Annotated in this window: 22 protein-coding genes and 1 riboswitch; of the genes, 11 read left to right on the forward strand and 11 right to left on the reverse strand. The window is 70.6% G+C overall.

Translation table 11 applies throughout. The features are described 5' to 3' along the window. Positions 1-35: 35 nt before the first annotated feature. Both KUM03_RS28340 and KUM03_RS28345 read right to left on the reverse strand, forming a co-directional pair. Complete coding sequence (locus tag KUM03_RS28340; protein ID WP_217252706.1) at positions 36-1,571, reverse strand: hypothetical protein; 1,536 nt, start codon at positions 1,569-1,571, stop codon at positions 36-38. Between the two features lie 72 nt (positions 1,572-1,643). Beyond that, positions 1,644-1,853: a hypothetical protein gene (locus KUM03_RS28345; protein ID WP_217252708.1), complete on the reverse strand. Its 210-nt coding sequence runs from the start codon at positions 1,851-1,853 to the stop codon at positions 1,644-1,646. 132 nt (positions 1,854-1,985) lie between these two features. Here KUM03_RS28345 and KUM03_RS28350 point away from each other — a divergent pair, with 132 nt between their 5' ends. Next, the gene (locus tag KUM03_RS28350; protein WP_217252710.1) at positions 1,986-2,960 is read left to right on the forward strand and encodes a carbohydrate kinase family protein; all 975 of its coding nucleotides are present in this window, start codon (positions 1,986-1,988) and stop codon (positions 2,958-2,960) included. An 83-nt stretch (positions 2,961-3,043) separates the two neighbouring features. On the opposite strand, the gene KUM03_RS28355 is transcribed toward KUM03_RS28350, so the two are convergent. After that, the gene (locus KUM03_RS28355) at positions 3,044-4,426 is read right to left on the reverse strand and encodes a cysteine desulfurase/sulfurtransferase TusA family protein (RefSeq protein WP_217252712.1); all 1,383 of its coding nucleotides are present in this window, start codon (positions 4,424-4,426) and stop codon (positions 3,044-3,046) included. Between the two features lie 301 nt (positions 4,427-4,727). On the opposite strand from KUM03_RS28355, the gene coxB reads away from it, so the two are divergent. The 4 genes from coxB to KUM03_RS28375 all read left to right on the forward strand — a co-directional run bounded on the left by coxB (position 4,728) and on the right by KUM03_RS28375 (position 9,223). Next, positions 4,728-5,687: a cytochrome c oxidase subunit II gene (coxB, locus tag KUM03_RS28360; RefSeq protein ID WP_217252714.1), complete on the forward strand. Its 960-nt coding sequence runs from the start codon at positions 4,728-4,730 to the stop codon at positions 5,685-5,687. Next, a complete protein-coding gene (ctaD, locus tag KUM03_RS28365; protein ID WP_217252716.1) occupies positions 5,684-7,417 on the forward strand; it encodes a cytochrome c oxidase subunit I in 1,734 nt (577 codons plus the stop codon). The genes coxB and ctaD overlap by 4 nt, the downstream gene beginning before the upstream one ends. After that, positions 7,414-7,812 carry a cytochrome c oxidase subunit 4 gene (locus KUM03_RS28370; RefSeq protein WP_217252717.1) on the forward strand — a complete coding sequence of 133 codons (399 nt, stop codon included), beginning with the start codon at positions 7,414-7,416 and terminating at the stop codon, positions 7,810-7,812. Before ctaD ends, KUM03_RS28370 begins: the two co-directional genes overlap by 4 nt. Positions 7,813-7,942: 130 nt before the next feature. Further along, complete coding sequence (locus tag KUM03_RS28375) at positions 7,943-9,223, forward strand: Ig-like domain-containing protein (RefSeq protein ID WP_217252720.1); 1,281 nt, start codon at positions 7,943-7,945, stop codon at positions 9,221-9,223. A gap of 80 nt (positions 9,224-9,303) precedes the next feature. On the opposite strand, the gene KUM03_RS28380 is transcribed toward KUM03_RS28375, so the two are convergent. Then, positions 9,304-9,705, reverse strand: a complete 402-nt coding sequence (locus KUM03_RS28380) for a hypothetical protein (protein WP_217252722.1) — start codon at positions 9,703-9,705, stop codon at positions 9,304-9,306. A gap of 188 nt (positions 9,706-9,893) precedes the next feature. On the opposite strand from KUM03_RS28380, the gene KUM03_RS28385 reads away from it, so the two are divergent. The 6 genes from KUM03_RS28385 (at position 9,894) to KUM03_RS28410 (ending at position 17,005) form a co-directional block, all read left to right on the forward strand. Then, on the forward strand, positions 9,894-10,514 hold the full coding sequence (locus tag KUM03_RS28385; RefSeq protein ID WP_029393865.1) for a heme-copper oxidase subunit III: 621 nt from the start codon (positions 9,894-9,896) through the stop codon (positions 10,512-10,514). A gap of 65 nt (positions 10,515-10,579) precedes the next feature. After that, positions 10,580-11,389 (forward strand): c-type cytochrome, encoded by an 810-nt coding sequence (locus KUM03_RS28390; RefSeq protein WP_073722154.1) that lies wholly within the window; start codon positions 10,580-10,582, stop codon positions 11,387-11,389. Then, a complete protein-coding gene (locus KUM03_RS28395) occupies positions 11,386-12,441 on the forward strand; it encodes a ubiquinol-cytochrome c reductase iron-sulfur subunit (RefSeq protein WP_217252725.1) in 1,056 nt (351 codons plus the stop codon). Before KUM03_RS28390 ends, KUM03_RS28395 begins: the two co-directional genes overlap by 4 nt. After that, positions 12,438-14,075 (forward strand): cytochrome bc complex cytochrome b subunit, encoded by a 1,638-nt coding sequence (locus KUM03_RS28400; protein WP_217252728.1) that lies wholly within the window; start codon positions 12,438-12,440, stop codon positions 14,073-14,075. The genes KUM03_RS28395 and KUM03_RS28400 overlap by 4 nt, the downstream gene beginning before the upstream one ends. 131 nt (positions 14,076-14,206) lie before the next feature. Beyond that, on the forward strand, positions 14,207-15,271 hold the full coding sequence (gene trpD / locus KUM03_RS28405) for an anthranilate phosphoribosyltransferase (RefSeq protein WP_217252730.1): 1,065 nt from the start codon (positions 14,207-14,209) through the stop codon (positions 15,269-15,271). An 89-nt stretch (positions 15,272-15,360) separates the two neighbouring features. After that, positions 15,361-15,477, forward strand: a riboswitch (SAM riboswitch). Between the two features lie 145 nt (positions 15,478-15,622). Beyond that, positions 15,623-17,005 (forward strand): aminotransferase class V-fold PLP-dependent enzyme, encoded by a 1,383-nt coding sequence (locus KUM03_RS28410; RefSeq protein ID WP_217252733.1) that lies wholly within the window; start codon positions 15,623-15,625, stop codon positions 17,003-17,005. Here the strand turns inward: KUM03_RS28410 and KUM03_RS28415 are convergent. From KUM03_RS28415 to KUM03_RS28445, 7 genes are all read right to left on the reverse strand, one after another. Continuing rightward, positions 16,930-18,189: a glycerate kinase gene (locus tag KUM03_RS28415; protein WP_217252735.1), complete on the reverse strand. Its 1,260-nt coding sequence runs from the start codon at positions 18,187-18,189 to the stop codon at positions 16,930-16,932. The two genes, KUM03_RS28410 and KUM03_RS28415, sit on opposite strands and share 76 nt — an antisense overlap. 10 nt (positions 18,190-18,199) lie before the next feature. Then, a complete protein-coding gene (locus KUM03_RS28420) occupies positions 18,200-19,615 on the reverse strand; it encodes an SLC13 family permease (RefSeq protein WP_217252738.1) in 1,416 nt (471 codons plus the stop codon). Between the two features lie 57 nt (positions 19,616-19,672). Beyond that, positions 19,673-20,338, reverse strand: a complete 666-nt coding sequence (locus tag KUM03_RS28425) for a response regulator transcription factor (RefSeq protein WP_073722113.1) — start codon at positions 20,336-20,338, stop codon at positions 19,673-19,675. A gap of 19 nt (positions 20,339-20,357) precedes the next feature. After that, on the reverse strand, positions 20,358-21,851 hold the full coding sequence (locus KUM03_RS28430) for an ATP-binding protein (RefSeq protein WP_217252741.1): 1,494 nt from the start codon (positions 21,849-21,851) through the stop codon (positions 20,358-20,360). After that, entirely contained in the window at positions 21,769-22,086 is a 318-nt protein-coding gene (locus KUM03_RS28435) for a small secreted hydrophilic protein (RefSeq protein WP_217252743.1), read from the reverse strand. Before KUM03_RS28435 ends, KUM03_RS28430 begins: the two co-directional genes overlap by 83 nt. A 77-nt stretch (positions 22,087-22,163) precedes the next feature. Further along, positions 22,164-22,445 carry an Lrp/AsnC family transcriptional regulator gene (locus KUM03_RS28440; RefSeq protein ID WP_055416531.1) on the reverse strand — a complete coding sequence of 94 codons (282 nt, stop codon included), beginning with the start codon at positions 22,443-22,445 and terminating at the stop codon, positions 22,164-22,166. Beyond that, entirely contained in the window at positions 22,442-23,212 is a 771-nt protein-coding gene (locus tag KUM03_RS28445; RefSeq protein ID WP_217252745.1) for a rhomboid family intramembrane serine protease, read from the reverse strand. Before KUM03_RS28445 ends, KUM03_RS28440 begins: the two co-directional genes overlap by 4 nt. Positions 23,213-23,362 lie beyond the last annotated feature (150 nt).

Below are 23,362 nucleotides of genomic sequence, written 5' to 3' on the forward strand. Positions count from 1 at the left end.
CCCCGGGCCGCCGCCCCTTTCACCTCCTTACGCGGTCACCGGCCTCCGGACGGCGCCGGCAGCCGCGCGCCCGGCTTGTGCGCCGGGATCTCCTCGCCGTCCGACCCCACGACCTTCCGGTCGCCCAGCGGCTCGTCGAGCGGCACCGTCCGCTCGTACTCCTTGGCGATCAGGATGCAGACCTTCTCCGGGTGCGGTGTCTCGGTCACGGTGACCGTCACCTTCCCCTCGCTCTCCTTCGCCGTCGCCTCGTAGTCGGAGCAGACCCCGCCCGTGAAGTGCACGGTCAGCTCCCCGCCCTCGGCCGTGTAGCCCCGCACCTCCACGTCCCGCGGGTCACCGTCCGGCGCCGAGGTCGGCCCGTCGGACGGGGCGGGAGCCGCGGTGGTCAGGTACTTCGGGTCGACGGCCGGGTAGGTGACCGTGACGGCGTCGTCCGCACCCGGCGTCCTCACCTCGAACAGCCAGGACGGCACCAGCGTCCGCCGCCCCTCGACCGGGTGCGCGGCCAGCCCGAACACCGCCTCCTCGACCGTCACCGCCTGCTTCTCCGGCTTCTTCGGCGTGCCCGTCGGCAGCTCGCAGGGCGTGTCCGCGCCGTCCCCGTGCGGTACGGGGCTCGCGCAGCCCCCGATGCCGGCGCCGGGCGCACTGCCCGGCGCGTTCAGCAGCGCCAGCGTCTCCTCGGCACCCAGGACGGGGTACGTGTCCCCCTTGACCGGCTCCTTCACCTGCCCGCTGCCGCCGACCACGTCGCCCCGCGCCCCGACGACCACACCGGTCGTCCAGCCGTACGTGGGCAGCCCGCCGACCTCGGGTTCGGCGTTCACGGCCCGCCGGGCGCCCATGACCTGACCGGCGTCCACCTTGGCGTCGTCCTGGCCCAGCGCCTTCAGCACCGGCGCCGCCGCCTTCTTCGCCGCCGCCTCGCTCACCGGGTCGCCCGCCCCGTCGGCGGACGGGGCCTTGCACACGGCGCCCTTCTTGCAGTTGTCCGTGCCCGGTGCGTAGCGGTGGAAGGTCCAGGTGCCCGGCGCCTGCCTGCTCACGGTGAGCAGCGGCCCGGAGCCGTCCCTGGCGTTGCCCACCTTCCACGCGTCGCCCCGCACCCGCGGCGCACCCTCGACGCCGAGCGCCTTCGCCAGGCGGGCCACCTCCTCCTCGGTGACCTCGCCCTCGGCCCGGTAGACGGGCGCCGAGCCGGGCCCTTCGGGGAGCGGGCCGTCGGCGCGGTAGGTGACGCCGTACGGGTTCGGCTCGCCGGGCGCGATGCCGTTCGTACCGTCCTGGCCGTCCTGACCGCCCTCGCCGCCCGGCGAAGGCGCCCCGTAGCCGTCCAGGGCCAGCGGCGGGGGAGTGCCGTCGCCCGACGCGCCGGACGACGTACCGCCGCCGTCCTGGCCGCCACCGGACGCGGACGTGGCCAGGTACGCCCCGCCGGTCCCGACCAACAGCACGGCGGCGGCGACGGACGCGACGGCGAGTGCCGGGGGACGCCGCCGCGCGGGACGCCCGGTGCCGGCCTCGTCGGCGGCGGTGGCGTCGTCGTTGTCGGGTCGCTCGGTGTTCACCGCATCGCTCCTTCGGCTGTTACTGGGGACAGCGATGGGACGCGGTGGAGGAGGATCCGGTTCCCGGTGGCCTCAGTCGCCGTAGTCGGACATCGCGTCCAGCAGCCTGGCCGACGTCTGCGGCACGCGCACGCCGTGGAGCAGCGAGACGGGGACGGGACGGGTCGCCACCTCGACCGGAGCCTCCCAGCGCGGGGCCATCCGGGCGCAGTCGCCGCGCAGCGACGCCAGGTCGCCGTCCAGATCGGCCGGGGCGGGGTCGACGGTCCTCAGGTTCGTCATAAGAGAACCGTAGGCACGTCCGGGACCGTGGAGAAAGTTGTACTACCGGGTAGTTTCGCCTGCTTCGGCCAGACGGCACTCCCGGGTAGCGTGAACTGTCAACCCGCCTCCCCTCAGGAGAGAGTCCACGCCGTGCGCATCGCAGTCACCGGCTCCATCGCCACCGACCACCTCATGACCTTCCCCGGCCGATTCTCCGACCAGCTCGTCGCGGACCAGTTGCACACGGTCTCGCTCTCCTTCCTGGTCGACCAGCTCGACGTGCGCCGGGGCGGCGTCGCCGCGAACATCGCCTTCGGCATGGGCCAGCTCGGCACCCGGCCGATCCTGGTCGGCGCGGCCGGCTCCGACTTCGACGAGTACCGGGCCTGGCTGGACCGGCACGGCGTCGACACCGGCTCGGTCCGCATCTCCGAGACCCTGCACACCGCCCGCTTCGTCTGCACCACCGACGCCGACCACAACCAGATCGGCTCCTTCTACACCGGTGCGATGAGCGAGGCCCGCCTCATCGAGCTCAAGACCGTCGCCGACCGCGTGGGCGGCCTCGACCTGGTCTCCATCGGCGCCGACGACCCGGAGGCGATGCTCCGGCACACCGAGGAGTGCCGGGCGCGGTCGATCCCCTTCGCCGCGGACTTCTCCCAGCAGATCGCCCGGATGAACGGCGACGAGATCCGGATACTGCTGGACGGGGCGACCTACCTCTTCTCCAACGAGTACGAGAAGGGGCTCATCGAGACCAAGACCGGCTGGACGGACGAGGAGATCCTCGGCCGCGTCGGGTGCCGCGTCACCACCCTCGGCGCGCGGGGCGTGCGGATCGAGCGGGCCGGCGAGGAGACCATCGAGGTCGGCGTCCCCGACGAGGAGCGCAAGGCCGACCCGACGGGCGTCGGCGACGCCTTCCGCGCGGGGTTCCTGTCGGGACTGGCGTGGGGGGTGTCGTTGGAGCGGGCGGCGCAGGTGGGGTGCATGCTGGCGACTCTCGTCATCGAGACGGTGGGGACGCAGGAGTACCAGTTGCGGCGCGGGCACTTCATGGAGCGGTTTACGAAGGCGTACGGGGATGAGGCGGCGGAGGAGGTTCGGGGGCGGCTGGGGTGAATTGCCGGGTGCGGGTGCGTGGGGGCTGGTCGCGCCCACGCGGCGGAGCCGCAAATCGACACAGCCCCGCGCCCCTATGAGCCTCACCTGATCCGGCGGACCAGGTAAGCCGTTCCCTTCACTGCCTCCTCCTCGCCCACGTACTCCTGCCCCCGCATCTCGCACCAGGCCGGGATGTCCAGGCGGGCGGCCTCGTCGTCGGAGAGGACGCGGACCGTGGCGCCGACGGGGACGTCGCCGATGACCTTGGCGAGTTCGATCACCGGGATGGGGCAGCGCCGGCCGATCGCGTCCACGACGAGGTCGCCCCCGGTCCGCGGGGCGGCCTCCGTGGCCGCCGGCGCCCCGAGCTTCTCCCGCACCGCGGCCACCGTGCCCGGCAGTACCTCCAGGAACCGCTCGACGTCCTCGGCCGGTGCCCCCGGCGGCAGGGACACCCGGACGTTGCCCTCGCTGAGCACCCCCATCGCCTTCAGGACGTGGCTCGGTGCCAGGGTGCTGCTGGTGCAGGACGACCCGGAGGAGACCGAGAAGCCCGCACGGTCGAGCTCGTGCAGCAAAGTCTCCCCGTCGACATAGAGACAGGAGAAGGTGACGACGCCGGGCAGCCGGCGCTCCGGATCGCCGACCACCTCCACGTCCGGCACCAGACCCGGCACCCGGGCCCGGATCCGCTCCGTCAGCTCCCGCAGCCGGGCCGCCTCCGCGGCCGCCTCGGCGCGCACCGCTCGCAGCGACGCCGCCGCGGCCACGATCGCCGGGAGGTTCTCGAAACCGGGCGCCCGCCCCGACTCCCGCTCGTCCCCCGGCCCTTGCGGCGCGAACCGCACCCCTTTGCGTACGACGAGCAGCCCGACCCCGGACGGCCCGCCCCACTTGTGCGCGCTGCCCGCGAGCAGCGACCAGTCACCCGCGACCTTCCCCCACCCCAGCGACTGCGCCGCGTCCACCAGCAGCGGCACGCCCGCCGCCCGGCAGGCCTCGGCCACCTCCGCCACCGGCTGCTCGGTGCCCACCTCGTGGTTGGCCGACTGGAGGCAGGCCAGCGCGGTGCCGTCGCGCAGGGCATCTGCGTACGCCGCGGGGTCCACGGCGCCCGTCCGGTCCACGGGAACCCGCGTGACCGACCCGCCGCCGGCCTCGTGCACCTCGGCCGCGTGCAGTACGGAGGAGTGTTCGACCGCTGACACGATCAGGTGGGACCCGGCACGACGCCGCCCGGCCAGCGCCCCGGCGACCCCCGAATGGACCGCCCGCGTCCCCGAAGGGGTGAACACCAACTCGTCCGCCCGGCACCCCACGGCCTCCGCGGCCGCCTCCCGGGCAGCATCGAGCAGCATCCGCGCCCGCCGCCCTTCCCGGTACAGCCGCGCGGGATCGGCCCACCCTTCGTCGAGGGAGGCCTGAAGGGCCTGCCGGGCAACAGGATGAAGCGGAACAGCGGAAGCAGCGTCAAAGTAGGCCACACAGCAACGCTATGACGTCCGGCAGGGAAGCGCCGACCAGGGGCGCGGGGAACTGCGCGACAAGCCACAACGCACCGTCAGCCGCCGACGAACCCCCAGCTCGCACCCCCCATAGGCGCCCCGCCCCACCCTTTCAGGGTGCCCCCCGGCGCGTATGCCACCCTCCCCGCGAACCCTCGGAGAGCGTCGGCTAGGGTTTGGTCCGCATAAACATCAAACCCCTGCCCGACGCAGGGCGGCGACCGACCAGCGAGAAGGCCGCAGCCGAACAGCGCGGGCGAGACTCTCGGGAAGGCGCTACGTGAGTCCCAACGGCTCCGACCGCTCGCCGCGGCGCCCGATGCGGCGGAAGCTGCTGCAGGCACTGACCGCGGGCCTGGTCCTGGCGACCGCCACCGGTTGCACATACGAGGACTTCCCCCGCCTCGGCATGCCCACCCCAACCACGGAAGAGGCTCCGCGGATCCTCTCCCTGTGGCAGGGCTCCTGGGCAGCCGCGCTGGCCACCGGCGTGCTGGTGTGGGGCCTGATCCTGTGGAGTTGCTTCTTCCATCGGCGCAGCCGCACCAAGGTCGAGGTTCCTCCGCAGAACAGGTACAACCTGCCCATCGAGGCGCTGTACACCATCGTTCCGCTCGTCATCGTCTCGGTGCTGTTCTACTTCACCGCCCGCGACGAGTCCGAGCTCATGAGCCTGAAGAAGAAGCCCGACCTCACGGTCAACGTGGTCGGCTTCCAGTGGAGCTGGTGCTTCAACCACATCCAGAACGTCGAGGGTTCCACCGGCGACGCCAAGACCTCCAAGGAACTGGCCGCCATCCCGGACCGCTTCAAGGCAGACTTCCCGGCGAACGCCGGCGGCGTCTACGACTGCGGTGTCCCGGGCACGAGGAACCCGCAGAACGGCAACCCCGGCCCGACCCTCTGGCTCCCCAAGGGCAAGACGGTCCGCTTCGTCCTGACCTCGCGTGACGTCATCCACTCCTTCTGGGTGGTGCCGTTCCTCATGAAGCAGGACGTCATCCCGGGCCACACCAACGCCTTCGAGGTGACCCCCAACAAGGAGGGCACCTTCATGGGCAAGTGCGCCGAACTGTGCGGCGTGGACCACTCCCGGATGCTGTTCAACGTGAAGGTCGTCTCCCCGGAGCGCTACGAGCAGCACCTTCAGGACCTCGCTAAGAAGGGGCAGACCGGTTACGTTCCCGCCGGCATCGCGCAGACGAGCCACGAGAAGAACCGGGAGACGAACAACCTGTGAGCATCCTCAATGAACCCCAGGGTGCCGCGGCAGGGTCCCACTACGAGGACGAACTGCCGGTCCGGCGCCAGAGGCGTGGCGAGATCGTGGTGAAGTGGCTGACGACCACCGACCACAAGACGATCGGCACGCTGTACCTGGTGACGTCGTTCGCGTTCTTCGTGATCGGCGGCGTGATGGCGCTGCTCATGCGCGCCGAGCTGGCCCGCCCGGGCCTGCAGATCATGTCGAACGAGCAGTTCAACCAGTCGTTCACGATGCACGGCACGATCATGCTGCTGATGTTCGCGACGCCGCTGTTCTCCGGCTTCGCGAACTGGATCATGCCGCTGCAGATCGGCGCGCCGGACGTGGCGTTCCCGCGGCTGAACATGTTCGCCTACTGGCTGTACCTCTTCGGCTCGCTGATCGCGGTGGGCGGCTTCCTGACGCCGCAGGGCGCGGCCGACTTCGGCTGGTTCGCCTACTCGCCGCTGTCCGACGCGGTGCACTCGCCGGGCATCGGCGGTGACCTGTGGATCATGGGTCTGGCCTTCTCCGGCTTCGGCACGATCCTCGGCTCGGTCAACTTCATCACCACGATCATCTGCATGCGCGCGCCCGGCATGACCATGTTCCGCATGCCGATCTTCACCTGGAACGTGCTGCTGACCGGTGTGCTGGTCCTGCTGGCCTTCCCGGTCCTGGCCGCGGCCCTGTTCGCGCTCGAGGCGGACCGCAAGTTCGGTGCGCACATCTTCGACTCGGCCAACGGCGGAGCGTTGCTGTGGCAACACCTGTTCTGGTTCTTCGGGCATCCAGAGGTGTACATCATCGCGCTGCCGTTCTTCGGCATCGTCAGTGAGATCATCCCGGTGTTCTCCCGGAAGCCGATCTTCGGCTACATGGGTCTGATCGCCGCGACGATCGCCATCGCCGGTCTGTCGGTGACGGTGTGGGCGCACCACATGTACGTCACGGGCGGCGTGCTGTTGCCGTTCTTCTCCTTCATGACCTTCCTGATCGCGGTCCCGACCGGTGTGAAGTTCTTCAACTGGATCGGCACCATGTGGAAGGGTTCACTCAGCTTCGAGACACCGATGCTGTGGTCCACCGGCTTCCTGATCACCTTCCTCTTCGGTGGTCTGACCGGTGTCATCCTGGCCTCGCCGCCGCTGGACTTCCACGTCTCGGACTCGTACTTCGTGGTGGCGCACTTCCACTACGTGGTGTTCGGCACCGTGGTGTTCGCGATGTTCGCCGGCTTCCACTTCTGGTGGCCGAAGTTCACCGGCAAGCTGCTGGACGAGCGCCTGGGCAAGATCACCTTCTGGACGCTGTTCATCGGCTTCCACGGCACCTTCCTGGTCCAGCACTGGCTCGGTGCCGAGGGCATGCCGCGCCGGTACGCCGACTACCTGGACGCCGACGGCTTCACCGCGCTGAACACGATCTCGACGATCAGCTCGTTCCTGCTCGGCATGTCCCTGCTGCCGTTCTTCTACAACATCTGGAAGACGGCCAAGTACGGCAAGCCGGTCAACGTGGACGACCCGTGGGGCTACGGCCGTTCGCTGGAGTGGGCGACCTCCTGCCCGCCGCCGCGGCACAACTTCCTCACCCTGCCGCGCATCCGCAGTGAATCCCCCGCCTTCGACCTGCACCACCCGGAGGTCTCGGCGATCGACCAGCTCGAGAACGTCGGTCACGGTGAGAAGACCCTCGCCGGCGGCAAGGAGGCCGGCAAGTGAAGATCCAGGGACAGCTCTTCATCTGGCTGAGCGTCTTCATCCTGGCCGTCGCGATCGTCTACGGCTACTGGTCGATGGAGCCGGCCGGCACCACGGCCCTCTTCCTGGCCTTCGGCCTGGCCCTCATGATCGGCTTCTACCTGGCCTTCACGGCCAGGCGGGTCGACGCCGGTGCCCAGGACAACAAGGAAGCGGACGTCGCGGACGAGGCCGGCGAGGTCGGGTTCTTCAGCCCGCACAGCTGGCAGCCGCTGGCGCTCGGTATCGGCGGGGCGCTCGCCTTCCTGAGCATCGCGCTGGGCTGGTGGCTGATGTACTTCTCGGCCCCGGTCATCCTCATCGGCCTGTTCGGCTGGGTCTTCGAGTACTACCGCGGTGAGAACCGCACCCAGTAGCACGCGCCGCGCGCCGAGGGGCCCGGACACTCCGCCAGGAGCGTCCGGGCCCCTTCGTCTGCCGCACCTCTCCTCACTCGTCCGGCTTACCCGCCGTGCCGCCGTTGACGTTGCTCCCTAGCGTGAGGACATGAACAAGACGGTTCACTTCCAGGCGCGGGGGCGTACGGTCGTCGGCTGCACCCTGCTGGTGATCGCCCTCGGCGCGAGCGTCACCGCCTGCACCAGCGGCGGCGACGACGAGCACCCCCTGTCCGCCGCGCCCTACGACGCGGCCGGCCAGATCTCCTTCAACGGCCCCACGGACGCCGGGAAGAAGGCCGACCCGGACAAGCCCCTGGAGGTCGTCGCCGAGGGCGCCGACGGGCGCATCACGGACGTCACGGCCGTGGACGCGGCGGGACGCTACGTGGCGGGCGAACTCTCCGCCGACGGGACCCGCTGGCACAGCACCTCACCACTGGCCGCCAACGCCCGCTACACGGTCCGCGTGAGCACCGAGGACGGCGACGGCGCTCCTGGCCGCAAGGTCCTCACCTTCGAGACCGGCAGGCCCAGCGCCAAGAAGACCCTGGACGTCTCCTTCGGGCCCGAGGCGGGCGCGTACGGCGTCGGCCAGCCCGTCACCGCGGAGCTGAGCCAGCCGGTCGCGGACCCGGCCCAGCGGGCCATAGTGGAGCGCGCCCTGAAGGTGCGGTCCACGCCCGCGGTGGAGGGAGCCTGGTACTGGGTGGACGACAAGAAGCTCCACTACCGGCCCAAGGAGTACTGGCCCGCCCACGCCACCATCCAGGTCAGCAGCACCCTCGACGGCATCAAGGTCGGCGACCGGATGTGGGGCGGCACCGCGAAGCCCCTGACCATCACCACGGACGACCGCGTCGTGGCCGTCACCGACGCCGCCGCCCACACACTGACGGTCTACCGGGACGGCGAGGCGATCCGGCAGATCCCCGTCACCACCGGCAAGCCCGGGTTCGAGACCCGCAACGGCGTCAAGGTCGTCCTGGGCAAGGAACCCTTCGTACGCATGCGCAGCAGCACCGTCGGCATCGCCGAGGGCTCCTCGGAGTCGTACGACCTGCCCGTCTACTTCGCCACCCGGGTCACCTGGAGCGGCGAGTACGTGCACGCCGCCCCCTGGTCCGTCGGCTCCCAGGGCTCCGCCAACGTCAGCCACGGCTGCGTCGGCATGAGCACCGCCAACGCGGAGTGGTTCTTCGGCGCCGTCCAGGAGGGCGACCTCGTCGAGGTCGTGAACTCGGGCGGCGACATGATGGAGCCCTTCGGCAACGGCTTCGGCGACTGGAACCTGGACTGGACCAAATGGACCACGGGCAGCGCCCTCACGGGCGGCACGGGAGGCACAGCAAACCAGGACACGGCCAGGCTGCGGCCAACGGTTGTGTAGCGCCCCGACAGGGGCGCGGGGAACTGCGCGATCAACCCCCACCGGCCCGCAGCCGCCGGACAACGTGAAGGACCGAGCTCCTAGGCGCTCTGCAGCCTCCTCTGCCGCAGCAGAGAAGCCAGCGCACCCGCGAACTCAACGGGCTCCACAGGCAACGCCACAGCCGCCTCCGCCCGGCTCCACGTCGCCAGCCACGCGTCCTGCGGCCGCGCGATCAGCAACAGCACCGGCGGGCACCGGAACACCTCGTCCTTGATCTGCCGGCACAGCCCCATGCCGCCCATCGGCACGGCCTCGCCGTCCAGCACGCAGACGTCGATGCCGCCCTTGTCCAGCTCCTTGATCACGGCGGCCGGAGTCGCGCACTCCACGAACTCGACCACGGGCACGTCCGGGGCGGGCCGGCGACCGGTCGCCAGCCGCACCTGCTCGCGGGTGTTGGAGTCGTCGCTGTAGACCAGCACCGTGGCGGTCGGCTGCATGCTTCCTCCGATACGCAGTGAAACAGTCGTAGCCCGTCGCGCCGGATGCTACTCCCTCCCACGGCCCGTCAACACTGGTTCGGACACGGCTTCGACGGGCCGTTCGATGGGCCATACGGGCAGTACAGACGGGGGGAACACACCGAACGGCACCCCCCGGGGTGAGGGCGGGATAAGCGACCGACATAATGTCGGTCGTGGCGACAGCAACGACAGTAGAAACCGGGCACGCGCACCCGTCGGTCAACCGGCCGAACCTCACCAGCGTCGGAACCATCATCTGGTTGAGTTCCGAGCTGATGTTCTTCGCGGCCCTCTTCGCGATGTACTTCACCCTGCGATCGGTGACCGGCCCGGACTTCTGGTCCGAGAAGGCCGACGCGCTGAACTTCCCGTTCTCCGCGACGAACACCACGATCCTGGTGCTCTCCTCCCTCACCTGCCAGCTCGGCGTGTTCGCGGCCGAGCGCGGTGACGTGAAGAAGCTCAGGATGTGGTTCATCGTCACCTTCGTGATGGGTGCGATCTTCATCGGCGGTCAGGTGTTCGAGTACACCGAGCTGGTCAAGCACGAGGGCCTCTCGCTCTCGTCGGACCCGTACGGCTCGGTGTTCTACCTGACCACCGGCTTCCACGGACTGCACGTGACGGGCGGCCTCATCGCCTTCCTGCTGGTCCTCGGCCGCACCTACGCGGCCCGGAGGTTCACTCACGAGCAGGCGACCGCCGCCATCGTCGTGTCCTACTACTGGCACTTCGTCGATGTCGTCTGGATCGGCCTCTTCGCCACGATCTACATGATCAAGTAGTCGCGGCACGCACCCGCGCAATACCAGAAGCATCGACGCAGAAGATCCTGACACCGGGGTAATCCGTGAAAAAGCTCTCCGCACGACGACGCCACCCGCTGGCGGCGCTCGTCGTCCTACTCCTCGCGCTGGCATGCACAGGGGGGCTGTACGCCGCGTTCGCACCCGCGGACAAGGCGCAGGCCGATGAAACCGCCCAGTCCCTCGCCATCGAAGAGGGCAAGAAGCTCTACGCCGTCGGCTGTGCCAGCTGCCACGGCACCGGAGGTCAGGGCACCACCGACGGTCCGAGCCTGGTCGGCGTGGGCGCCGCGGCCGTCGACTTCCAGGTGGGCACCGGCCGCATGCCGGCCCAGCAGCCGGGCGCGCAGGTCCCGCGCAAGAAGGTGATCTACTCCCAGGCGGAGATCGACCAGCTCGCGGCCTTCGTCGCCTCGCTGGGTGCCGGTCCGGCCATCCCGTCGGAGGAGAAGTACGGCCCGCAGGGCGCGGACATCGCCAAGGGCGGTGAGCTGTTCCGCAACAACTGCGCGCAGTGCCACAACTTCACCGGCAAGGGCGGCGCGCTGACGCACGGCAAGTACGCGCCGAGCCTCGAGGACGTCGATCCCAAGCACATCTACGAGGCCATGCAGACCGGCCCGCAGAACATGCCCTCCTTCCCCGACAGCACGCTGACGGAGCAGAACAAGAAGGACATCATCGCCTACCTGGACGCGGTCAACTCGGACGACACCGTGAACCCCGGCGGTCTCTCGCTCGGCGGTCTCGGACCGGTCAGTGAGGGCCTCTTCGGCTGGATCTTCGGCCTCGGCGGCTGCATCGCCGTCGCCGTGTGGGTCGCCGCTCGGACCGCAAAGGCCAAGAAGTCATGAGTAGCCAAGACATTCCAGAAGAGAACCTGCCCGCCGAGCACGGCGGCGCCCACGCGCCGAAGCCCGCGGACGACAAGAACCCGTTCGCGGACCCGGGCCTGCCGCCCCACGAGCACCGCATCCAGGACATCGACGAGCGGGCCGCCAAGCGGTCCGAGCGCACGGTCGCCCTGATGTTCACGGTCTCGATGCTGGCGACCATCGGCTTCATCGCCTCGTTCGTCGCGATCCCGCACGACAAGTCGATCTACGTCTGGCCGATCGGGCACGTCAACGCGATGAACCTCGCGCTGGGCCTGACCCTGGGCGTGGCGCTGTTCGCCATCGGCGCGGGCGCCGTCCACTGGGCGCGCACCCTGATGTCCGACGAGGAGGTCGCCGACGAGCGGCACCCGATCGAGGCGTCTCCCGAGACCCGTGCCAAGGTCCACGCGGACTTCAAGCAGGGCGCCAAGGAGTCGGTGATCGGCCGGCGCAAGCTGATCCGCAACACGATGCTGGGCGCGCTCACCCTGGTGCCGCTCTCCGGCGTCGTCCTGCTGCGCGACCTCGGCCCGCTGCCCGGGACCAAGCTGCGCCACACGCTGTGGTCCAAGGGCAAGCTGATCGTCAACATGAACACGAACGAGCCGATGCGTCCGTCGGACATCGCGGTCGGTTCGCTCACCTTCGCCAAGCCCGAGGGCCTGGACGAGCACGACCACGGCTTCCAGAACGAGATCGCCAAGGCGGCCCTGATGCTCATCCGGCTGGAGCCGGAGGCCATCAAGGACAAGCAGGAGCTCGAGTGGTCCCACGAGGGCATCGTGGCGTACTCGAAGATCTGCACCCACGTCGGTTGCCCGATCTCGCTGTACGAGCAGCAGACGCACCACGCGCTGTGCCCCTGCCACCAGTCCACCTTCGACCTCGCCGACGGTGCCCGGGTGATCTTCGGTCCCGCCGGTCACCCGCTGCCACAGCTGCGCATCGGCGTGAACGACGAGGGCTACCTCGAGGCGCTCAGCGACTTCGCGGAGCCCGTCGGTCCTGCATTCTGGGAGCGCGGATGAGTACTGCAGCCAACGAATCACCCCGCTCTCGCGGGAAGGCCCCGGCCGGCGAACGCGTCGCCGACTGGGCCGACGGCCGGCTCGGGATCTACTCCCTGGCCAAGGCCAACATGCGCAAGATCTTCCCGGACCACTGGTCCTTCATGCTCGGTGAGATCTGCCTCTACAGCTTCATCATCATCATCCTCACGGGTGTGTACCTGACGCTGTTCTTCCACCCGTCGATGAACGAGGTGGAGTACCACGGCGCGTACGTCCCGATGCAGGGACAGCTGATGAGTGAGGCGTACAAGTCGACGCTCGACATCAGCTTCGAGGTGCGCGGCGGTCTGCTGATCCGGCAGATCCACCACTGGGCGGCGATCATCTTCCTCGCCGGCATGTTCGTGCACATGATGCGCGTCTTCTTCACCGGCGCGTTCCGCAAGCCGCGTGAGATCAACTGGCTGTTCGGCTTCCTGCTGTTCGTCCTCGGCATGTTCACCGGCTTCACCGGTTACTCGCTCCCGGACGACCTGCTCTCCGGCACCGGTGTCCGCTTCACCCAGGGCGCGATCCTGTCCGTGCCGATCGTCGGCACGTACATCTCGATGTTCCTGTTCGGCGGGGAGTTCCCCGGGACCGACTTCGTCGCCCGGTTCTACTCGATCCACATCCTGCTGCTGCCGGGCATCATGCTCGGTCTCGTGGTCGGCCACCTGATCCTGGTCTTCTACCACAAGCACACACAGTTCGCGGGTCCCGGCAAGACCAACAAGAACGTGGTCGGCATGCCGCTGCTGCCGGTGTACATGGCGAAGGCGGGAGGCTTCTTCTTCCTGGTCTTCGGTGTCATCGCGGCCATCGCCGGCATCGCCTCGGTCAACCCGATCTGGAGCATCGGCCCCTACCGGCCGGACATGGTGTCCACCGGCGCCCAGCCGGACTGGTACATGGGCTTCGCCGAGGGTCTGGTCCGCGCCATGCCGGGCTGGGAGATCAACTTCTGGGGCCACACACTGGTCCTGGGTGTGTTCATCCCGCTGGTGATCTTCGGTATCTTCCTCGCGGTCATCGCCCTCTACCCGTTCATCGAGTCGTGGGTGACCGGGGACAAGCGCGAGCACCACATCCTGGACCGCCCGCGCAACGCCCCGACCCGTACGGCCTTCGGTGTCGCCTGGGTCACCGCGTACATGATCATGCTGATCGGTGGTGGCAACGACATCGTCGCCACGCACTTCCACCTGTCGATCAACGCGGTCACCTGGTTCGTCCGCATCGGGTTCTTCGTCGGCCCGGTCATCGCCTTCGTGATCACCAAGCGGATCTGCCTCGGCCTCCAGCGCCGGGACAAGGAGAAGGTGCTGCATGGGCGCGAGTCCGGCATCATCAAGCGCCTGCCGCACGGTGAGTTCATCGAGGTGCACGAGCCGCTCAGCCAGGAGCAGCTGCACACGCTCACGGCCCACGAGCAGTACAAGCCGGCCGAGATCGGCCCGACGGTCGACGAGAACGGCGTCCGGCGCAAGGTGAAGCGCACGGACAAGCTGCGCGCCAAGCTCAGCAAGTCGTACTACGGCGAGGAGTCGCAGATTCCGAAGCCGACCGTCGAGGAGTACAAGGAGATCACGAGCGGCCACGGCCACCACTGACCCTCCAGCGTCGCCACACCACGGTCGAAGGGCCCCGTCCGTTCCGCGGACGGGGCCCTTCGCCGTGCCCGGGGCTGGATAGGGTGGGAGCACACCTTCTTTCCGTCATGCACACGATTCAGGAGCGGCTCATGAGCGCTTTGACCCCCGCTGGAGGCGACACCGCGGCGGGCCGCTCCTGGCCCGCCCTGCTGAACGGACTGGCCGACGGCCGGGACCTGACCGCCGACGAGACCGCCTGGGCGCTGGACGTGATCATGCGCGGCGAGGCGACCGACGCGCAGATCGCCGGCTTCGCGGTCGGCCTCCGCTTCAAGGGGGAGACCGTCGAGGAGATCTCCGGTCTCGTCCGCACCATGTACGCGCACGCCAACGTGATCGAGGTACCGGGGCGGACGGTCGACATCGTCGGCACCGGCGGCGACGGCGCGAAGACCGTCAACATCTCCACCATGTCGGCGATCGTGGTGGCCGGCACCGGCGCCAAGGTCGTCAAGCACGGCAACCGGGCCGCCTCCTCGGCGTCGGGGGCCTCCGACGTCCTGGAGAAGCTGGGCGTCAATCTGGAGCTGACGCCGAAGCGGGTGGCGGAGGTCGCCGAGGAGGCCGGCATCACCTTCTGCTTCGCCGTGAAGTTCCACCCCGCGCTGCGCCACGTGGCGGCGGCCCGCGGCCAGCTCGGCATCCGCACGGTCTTCAACTTCCTGGGCCCGCTGACCAACCCGGCGGGCGTGAAGTCCCAGGCGATCGGCGTCGCGCACGCCCGGATGGCGCCGATCATCGCCGGTGTCTTCGCCGAACGCGGGCACTCCTCCCTGGTCTTCCGCGGCGACGACGGCCTCGACGAGCTGACCACGACCGCCACCTCGCGCGTCTGGGTCGTGCGGGACGGCCGGGTGACCGAGGAGACCTTCGACCCGCGGGACGTCGGCCTCGAACTGGTCCCGGTCGAGGCGCTGCGCGGCGCCGACGCCTCCTACAACGCCGACGTCGCCCGCCGCCTGCTGGCCGGCGAGAGGGGCCCCGTGCGGGACGCGGTGCTGCTGAACTCCGCGGCGGCCCTGGTGGCCCTGGAGCCCGGCGACGGCCCGCTCACCGACCAGATCCGGGCCGGCATGGACCGGGCCGCCGAGTCGATCGACTCCGGCGCGGCCAGGAGGGCCCTGGAGCGCTGGGTGGCGGCGACCAACGCGTAGCCCGCCGTCTCCGTGCGACGTGTGACGTGCGTCCCGCGATCCGGACTCGGGTTGCGGGGCGCCGATCACTTCCCATAGGTTTTTCGACAGGTCATGAGTGACAGTCATGAGGCCCCGGCCGACTGTCCGGCAACCCTCCGTCCGTGGCGGGGTGCCCCGGGTGAAGACCAGGCCGTGGACAGCAAGGTTCACGGCAAGCGCGGACCCCTCGCGAAACCAGGGGTCCTGGGTCGTCCGAGGGAGTCTTCCGTGAACCAGCGAATGCGATAGGGCCGCAGAGCCCCGCTTCCGCACACACCTTCTTCTCTTTCACAGCGCCCTGCTGCGCGCTGGTCCTCACGGGAGTCCGCCATGTCCGTACCCACCGCTGTCGCCACCCCGCTGCCCGTTCTCGGCCGCGATGTCACCGTCCCGCTCGTCACCGGCGGAGAGGTCACCTACGCCGCGCTCGACTACGCCGCCAGCGCGCCCGCCCTCCAGCGGGTCTGGGACGACGTGGCGGCCTACGCCCCCTACTACGGCAGCGTGCACCGCGGGGCCGGGTACCTGTCGCAGCTGTCGACCGACCTGTTCGAGAACGCCCGCAGGTCCGTCACCGAGTTCCTCGGCTGTCGGGACACCGACCAGGTGGTCTTCACCCGGTCCACCACCGACTCCCTCAACCTGCTCGCCGCCGCGCTGCCGGCCGGCTGCCGGGTCTTCGTCTTCGAGACCGAGCACCATGCCTCGCTGCTGCCCTGGCGGGACGCGGACGTGACCTACCTCGACGCCCCGCGCACCCCGGCGCAGGCCGTCGAGACCCTGGAGCGCGCCCTCGCCGCCCGTGAGCCCTACGGACCCGCGCTGGTCTGCGTCACCGGCGCCTCCAACGTCACCGGCGAGCTGTGGCCGGTGCGGGAACTGGCCGCCGCCGCGCACGCCCACGGCGCCCGGATCGTGCTCGACGCCGCCCAGCTCGCCCCGCACCACCCCGTCTCGGTGGCCGACCTGGACGTGGACTGGGTCGCCTTCTCCGGGCACAAGCTGTACGCCCCCTTCGGCTCCGGCGTGCTGGCCGGCCGCGCCGACTGGCTGCGCGAGGCGGAGCCGTACCTCGCGGGCGGCGGCGCCAGCCGCAGCGTCTCCCGGCGCGCCGACGGCGGCGTGGACGTGCGGTGGCACGACAGCGCCGCCCGGCACGAGGCGGGCTCGCCCAACGTCATCGGCGCCTACGCGATCGCCTCCGCCTGCAAGGCGCTCACCGAGGCCGGGTTCGACACACTGGTCGCGCGCGAGGAGTACCTGATCGGGAAGGTGCGTGAAGGGCTCGCCGAGGTGCCCGAGGTGCGGGTGCTGTCCCTCTTCGGCGACGACGCCCCCCGCGTCGGCGTGCTCTCCTTCGTCGTCGAGGGCTGGAACAGCTCCCACTTCGCCGCCGCGCTCTCCGCCGAGTACGGCATCGGCGTGCGCGACGGTCTCTTCTGCGCCCACCCGCTGGTGCGCACCCTGCTCGGCAGCGACCCCGAGACGCAGGGCGAGTGCGGCGCCCCCGAGGCGGCGCCCGGCGAGAAGTCCCTCAACGCCATCCGCGTCAGCTTCGGCGCCGGCACCCCGGACGAGCACGTCGAGCGGTTCGTGGACGCCGTCAAGGAGCTGGTGAGCGACGGCGCCCGCTGGAACTACCGCACCGAGGACGGCCGTTGCGTGCCCGACACGTCCACCGCCGACACCGCCGCCGGGACCTCCACGGTCTGAGCCGCCCGGCCCGGCAGCCGCGAGCCGAGCAGGACCATCCGCAGGGCCCGCTCGGTGGCGTCCGTGAGGAGTTCCGCGGCGCGCACCAGCGCGTCCGCCAACGCCATCGGCGCCGGCATGATGCCGTGGAAGGCGTCCACCCCGGGCACCTCGTGCGCGCCCTCGCCGAGCGTGCCGGCCAGCGCCAGGACGGGACGGCCGTGCAGCTTGGCACGCCGGGCCACCTCGGCCGGGACCTTGCCGCGCGGCGTCTGGTGGTCGAGGGCGCCCTCGGCGGTGAGCACGAGGTCGGCGCGGGCCAGCCGGGCGTCCAGGTCGAGGTGGTCGAGGAGGACGTCGAAGCGGGGCAGCAGCCGGGCCCCGACGGCGGCCAGACCCGCGCCCAGCCCGCCGGAGGCGCCGGTACCGGGGCCCGTGCGCAGGTCGGCGCCGATCACACCCAGGTCGCGGGTGAGGACGCGCGCCCAGTTCTCCAGCCCGGCCGACAACTCCTCGACCTGCGCGGGCGTCGCCCCCTTCTGCGGGCCGAACACCCGCGCCACGCCCCGCTCCCCGCACAGCACGTTGAACGGGTTGCAGGCGACCAGCAGCTCGGTGTCCTTCAGGCGGGGGTCGAGGCCTGCCGGATCGATGCGGGCGAGGCGGACCAGTTCCCGTCCGCCGTGCGGGAGTTCGAAGCCGTCCGCGTCCAGCAGCCGGGCGCCGAGCGCCTGGAGCGCCCCCGCGCCCCCGTCGGACGTACCCGAGTCGCCGCAGCCGATCAGGATGCGCCGTACGCCGGTGTCGAGCGCGGCGCGGATCAGCTCGCCGACGCCGTACGTGGTGGTGGCGCCCGGATCGCGCAGGGCGCGGGGGACCAGGGACAGGCCCGCGACGGCCGCCATCTCCACCACCGCCGTGTCCTGGCCGCCGAGCAGTGCGAAGTGAGTGCCGACCGGTTCGCCGACCGGGCCGGTGGCGGCCAGCGCGACCAGCCGCCCGCCGGTCGCGGCGGCCAGCGCGCAGGCGGTGCCCTCGCCGCCGTCGACGAGCGGGATGCGGTCGATCTCGGCGTCCGGCAGCACCCGGCGGACGCCCGCCGCGATGGCGTCGGCGGCGGCCTGGGCGGACAGGGACTCCTTGAAGCCGCTGGGGGCCACGGCGACCCGGTTCAGGACGTTCGGTGCGTTCGGTACGTTCGGCACAGGAGGCTCCTTAACGGGTCACGGGTACGCCGAGCAGCGGCCAGACCGCGGCGGCGAAGAACAGCACGAGCGCGGCGGTCAGCGGTGCCAGGACGGCGGACAGCCGCAGCAGGTCGCGCGGGGTGTAGGTGGGGGTGCCGGGGATGTCGGAGAAGAGCGTGACCGGCTTGGCGGAGGCCGGGAGCGTGTGGCAGAAGCCGGCCGCGGCGGTGGAGGCGAGCGCGGCGGCGACCGGGTTGACGCCCGCGCCCACGGCCGCGGCGATCACCAGCGGCACCAGGACGGAGGAGCGGGCCGAGCGGGACTGGAGGACCAGGTGGGCCGCCGTGCTCACCGCGACCACGACCCCGAGGAAAACGGCCGGCGTCACGTCCGCGGGCAGCCCGGACACCAGCCACTTCGCCGCCCCGGAGTCGGCGAGCGCGACGCCCATCGCCATGGTCGCCGCCATGAACAGCAGCAGCGACCACGGCACGGTCTTCAGCGCGTCCTTGAGGCGTACGGTGCCGAGCGCGGGGGAGGAGGCGACGACGGCGCCGATCAGCGCCACCACCGCGGGCGGGACGTGGTGCAGGGGCTCGCTGCACCACAGTGCCACCACCGTGGCCAGCAGCAGGGCGCAGCGCTTCTCCGCCTGCGTCCAGGGGCCGGTGACCGGGTCCTCGGCGTGCCGCTGTATCTCCTCGGCGGTGATGTGCACCGGGCCCTTGCGGTCCGCGCGCCGAGTGGTCGTCAGCAGCACGGTCTCGGCGGCCAGATGGGAGGAGGCCACCGCCAGCGGCAGCCCGAGCAGCAGCCACTGGGTGAAGCCGATCCGGTCCCCGGTCGCCTCCCACAGCACCGACACGGTGATCAGGTGCGCGCCCGCGCCGATCAGGGTCGCCACCGCCGACAGCAGGATCACCGTCGGGAACAGCAGCGCCAGCATCACCACCAGCCGCTTGCGGTCCGCGAGGGCCTTGGCGAGGGCGAGGAACACCGGCAGCGCGAGCGCCGCCCGCCCCGACGTGGCCGGCACCGCGAACGCGGTGACGACCAGCGCGGCCGTCGTCAGGTGCACCAACTGCCGTACGCTGCGCGCCCCGCCCACCAAGAACGCCGCCGCCCGCCCGGCGAGCCCGGTCCGGGCCACCGCCGCCGCCAGCACGAAAGCGCAGATCAGCAGCCACACCGTGTCGTCACCGAGGGTGCCGAAGAGGGTGTCGCTGCTGATCACACCGGTCGCGGTCAGCGCGAGACCGGCGCCCAGCGCGATGTACGTGTCGTCGATCGGCGTGCCGATCCAGGCGCAGGTCGCCAGGGCGAACACGGCGAGGGTGAGGCGCGCGTCGCCGCCGAGGGCCGGGAAGTTGCCGGGTACCGCCAGCAGCGCGCACAGGGACAGCGCCACGCAGAGGGCCGCCGCGAGGCGGAGGTTCAACGTCACGTCATCGAGGATTCACGGGGGCGGTGAGTCATCGATGAGCGTCACATGAAGGAAACTTCACCAGGCCGGCAGCCGGTATCCCATCCCGCGCACGGTCTCGACCTGCTGCGCCCCGAGCTTCTTGCGCAGCGCCCGCACGTACACGTCCACGATGTTCGAACCGGGGTCGAAGTCGTAGCCCCACACGTGCGACAGGATCTGCTCGCGGGACAGTACCTGGCCCGGGTGGCGCAGGAACAGCTCAAGGAGCACGAATTCACGGGCCGTCAGGTCGACGGTGCGCTCTCCGGCGCGGGCCCGGCGGGTGCGCAGGTCCAGGCTGAGCGCCCCCGACTTCAGCACCGTCACCTCGGGCGCCCTGGCCGCCGTACGCAGCCTGAGCCGCACCCGGGCGAGCAGTTCCTCGAAGCGGAACGGTTTGGTCATCCAGTCGTCGGCGCCGCCCTCCAGGCCGGCCACCGTGTCCCGTACGGAGTCCCGCGCGGTCAGCACGATCACGGGGGTCGTCACCCGGGACTCGCGCAGCTCGCGCAGGACCGTGAAGCCGTCCCGGCCGGGCAGTCCGATGTCCAGGACGACCAGGTCGAAGCCGCCGGTGAGGGCGTACTCGTAGGCGGAATCGCCGTCGGCGACGGCGGTGGTGGTGAAGCCGTTGGCGCGCAGGCCCTTCTCGACGAAGGAGGCGATGCGCTCCTCGTCCTCGACGATGAGGATGCGGTTCATGGACGTGCCTCTTCCGGAATCAGTCCAGTGTGAGTACGAAGGTGGCGCCGCCGCCCTCGGTGGTGCGCAGGCCGACCCGGCCGCCGTGGCCCTCGGCGATCGCCTTCACGATCGACAGTCCGAGCCCGGCACCGGTCCCGCGCGCACCGCGCCGTGCCGTGCCGCGCCGGAAGCGCTCGAAGATGACCTCGGCGTCCTGCGCCTGCACCCCGGGGCCGGAGTCGGCGACGTACAGCTCGATGCGGGTGCCGTCGGCGCGGGAGCCGATGCGGATGGTCTGGCCGGTGGTGGTGTGCTGCACGGCGTTCTGCGCGAGCTGCACCATGGCCTGCGTGATGCGCTGGGGGTCGAGGCGGGCCTCGCGGTCGGCGACCTGGTCCAGCACCCAGTCCCTCTCGCCGAGGGTGCGGGCCTTGACGTAGACGTCGGCGGTGAGTTCAGCGAGCTGCACGGGCTCGGGGGTGACGAAGTCGGGGCGTTCGGTCTTGGCGAGCAGCAGCAGGTCCTCGACGATGCGGCTCATCCGGTCCAGTTCGTCGGTGACCAGGCGGACGGTCTCCTCCCGTTCCGCCGGGTCGTCGCCCATCAGTTCCAGGTGGCCGCGCACGATGGTGATCGGGGTGCGCAGCTCGTGGCCCGCGTCGTCGACGAACCGGCGCTGGGCGGCGAAGGCGCGCTCCAGCCGGTCGAGCATGGCGTTGAAGGTCTCGGCGAGCGCGGCCACGTCGTCGTTGCCGTGCACCGGGATGCGCCGGGTCAGGTCCTGCTCGGTGAGTTGCGCGGCGGTCGTGCGCACCAGCCGCACCGGCTTGAGGATGCGGCCCGCGACCACCCAGGCCATGCCCGTCGTCATCAGCAGGGCGACGCCCGAGATGGCGAGCAGCACGCGGAACACCTCGTCGGCGCGCTCCTGTTCCCGCCCCGGGTGGAACGCGACCACGAACGCCGCCGCCGGTTCGCCGCCGTACCGGGCGACGGTGACCTTGGCCCAGCGGACCTCGCCCTCGGGCCGGTGCAGGGTGCCGGTGGAGTCGGGTGAGGCGTAGATGCTGCGCAGGGCGTCGCCGTCCTTGTGCAGGGGCAGGGCGACCGGGATCTCGCGCTGCTGGAAGAACTTGGCCGGCCGGTCGCCCACCTTGCCCACCAGGCCGATCAGTTCCTCGTCCAGGTCGGCGTACTGCCGTTGCAGGAAGACCTTCAGCAGCCGCTCCGGGTCGGTGAACGGCAGGCCGGTCTCCGGGTCGAAGCCCTGCTCCTCGAAGTTGGCGAACTCCCCGGCCTCCTGCGCGAGCAGCCCGTTGATCCGCTGGTCGGTGTCGTGCAGCAGGATCGAGCGGGTGGTCGTGGCCACCGAGGCGAGGGCGACCGCCATCACGAGCAGCAGCCACAGCAGGATGCGGACGCGGGCCGAGATCCGGCGGCGCTCACGGTCAGCCGTCGTCGCCGGGTCCGTCGTCGGCGGTTCCGTCGGCGCCCGAGTCGTCCCCGGTTCCCTGGCCTCGGTCGTCGTCATCGTCGTCATCCGCGGGGCTGTCGGTCACCGGCGGCCGGGTCACCACCTGGTCGCTGGGCGTCGGCTCGGGTGAGGAGGAGGTGGGCGTCGGGGTGGGGGAGCCGCTCTCCAGCTCCACCTTGGACGGGACCTTCGGTTCCTGCGGACTGTCGGTGAGGGCGAAGCTCGTCGCGGCGATGCCGAGCGGGATCAGGACGACGGCCGCGAGGGCCGCCATCCGGCGTGAGAAGACCATGCCTTCGATACTGCGCCCGCTACCCGGCACTCACCATGAGCCCGGGATGAAGAACTCTTCATCCGGGACTCGGCGCCTCAGTTGTCCAGCCCGATGGCGAACGCCGCCTCCAGGTCGTGCTGCGAGTATGTCCGGAACGCCACGTGCGTGTCCGTGCCCTCCACGCCCGGGATCTTGCTGATCCGGCCGGGGATGACCTCGGCCAGGTCCTCGTGCTCGTTCACCCGCACCATCGCGATCAGGTCGTAGGTGCCGGTGACGGAGAAGACCTCGCTGACGTTCTCCAGCGCGGCGATCTGCTCCGCGATCTCGGGGATGCGGTCCACGCTGGTCTTGATGAGGACGATCGCGCTGATCACGGCTGGTTCTCTCCCTCGGGCGCCGCCACTGGAACGCTCTCAACTGTAGTCGTACGCCCGAACCGCACCCACGCGAAGACGAAGCCCAGCCCGAAGCCCACCAGGTGCGCGAGGTACGCCACCCCGGGTCCGTCGCCCGCCCGGCCCGCCGCCGTCCACTGCAACCACACCCAGAACGGCAGCACGATCCAGGCGGGGAAGCGCAGCGGCAGGAAGAAGAGGAACGGCAGCAGGCTGGTCACCCGGGCCCGCGGGAACAGGAAGAGGAACGCGCCGAGGATCGCGGAGATCGCCCCGGAGGCGCCGACCAGGGACTGCTGGGAGTGGGCGTTGGCGCCCGCGTAGCCGAGCAGGGCCAGGTAGCCGCAGCCGAGGTAGAACAGGGCGAACTGGAGCCGGCCCATCCGTTCCTCGGTCAGCGCGCCGAAGACGTACAGGAAGAGCATGTTGCCCAGCAGGTGCACCCAGCTGCCGTGGACGAACAGCGCCGTGGCGGGCGTGAGCGCGGAGCCGGGGGAGTCCTCGAACAGTTCTGCGGGGATCACGCCCCAGCGCCGGAAGTAGGCGCGCTGCGCGGCGAGCAGTTCCTCGCCGGTGCCGTACACCGGGTTCAGGCCCGCCGCCGGGCTGAGCAGGAACAACAGGCAGCACATCGTGATCAGCGTGTACGTCACGGGCGCGGCCCGGCCACGGGTGGTGCGGGCCGTGCCGGGCGCCCTGACCGCTCCGACCGTTCTGCGGACCGCCGTGCTCCAGTTGCGGATCATGAACACAGAGCATGACGTAACGGGACGCAACCGCCCAGGTCGCCTCGCCGCCGTGGACACGCGGGCGTCGGGTACCCGCCAGGCCGTAGGGTTACGAGCCACACGCACCGGGGCGGAGCCCGGCGCGTCACCGACACTGTCACCGACACT

Origin of the sequence: Streptomyces sp. AC602_WCS936 (assembly GCF_019049125.1) — a bacterium.
Taxonomy (GTDB): domain Bacteria; phylum Actinomycetota; class Actinomycetes; order Streptomycetales; family Streptomycetaceae; genus Streptomyces.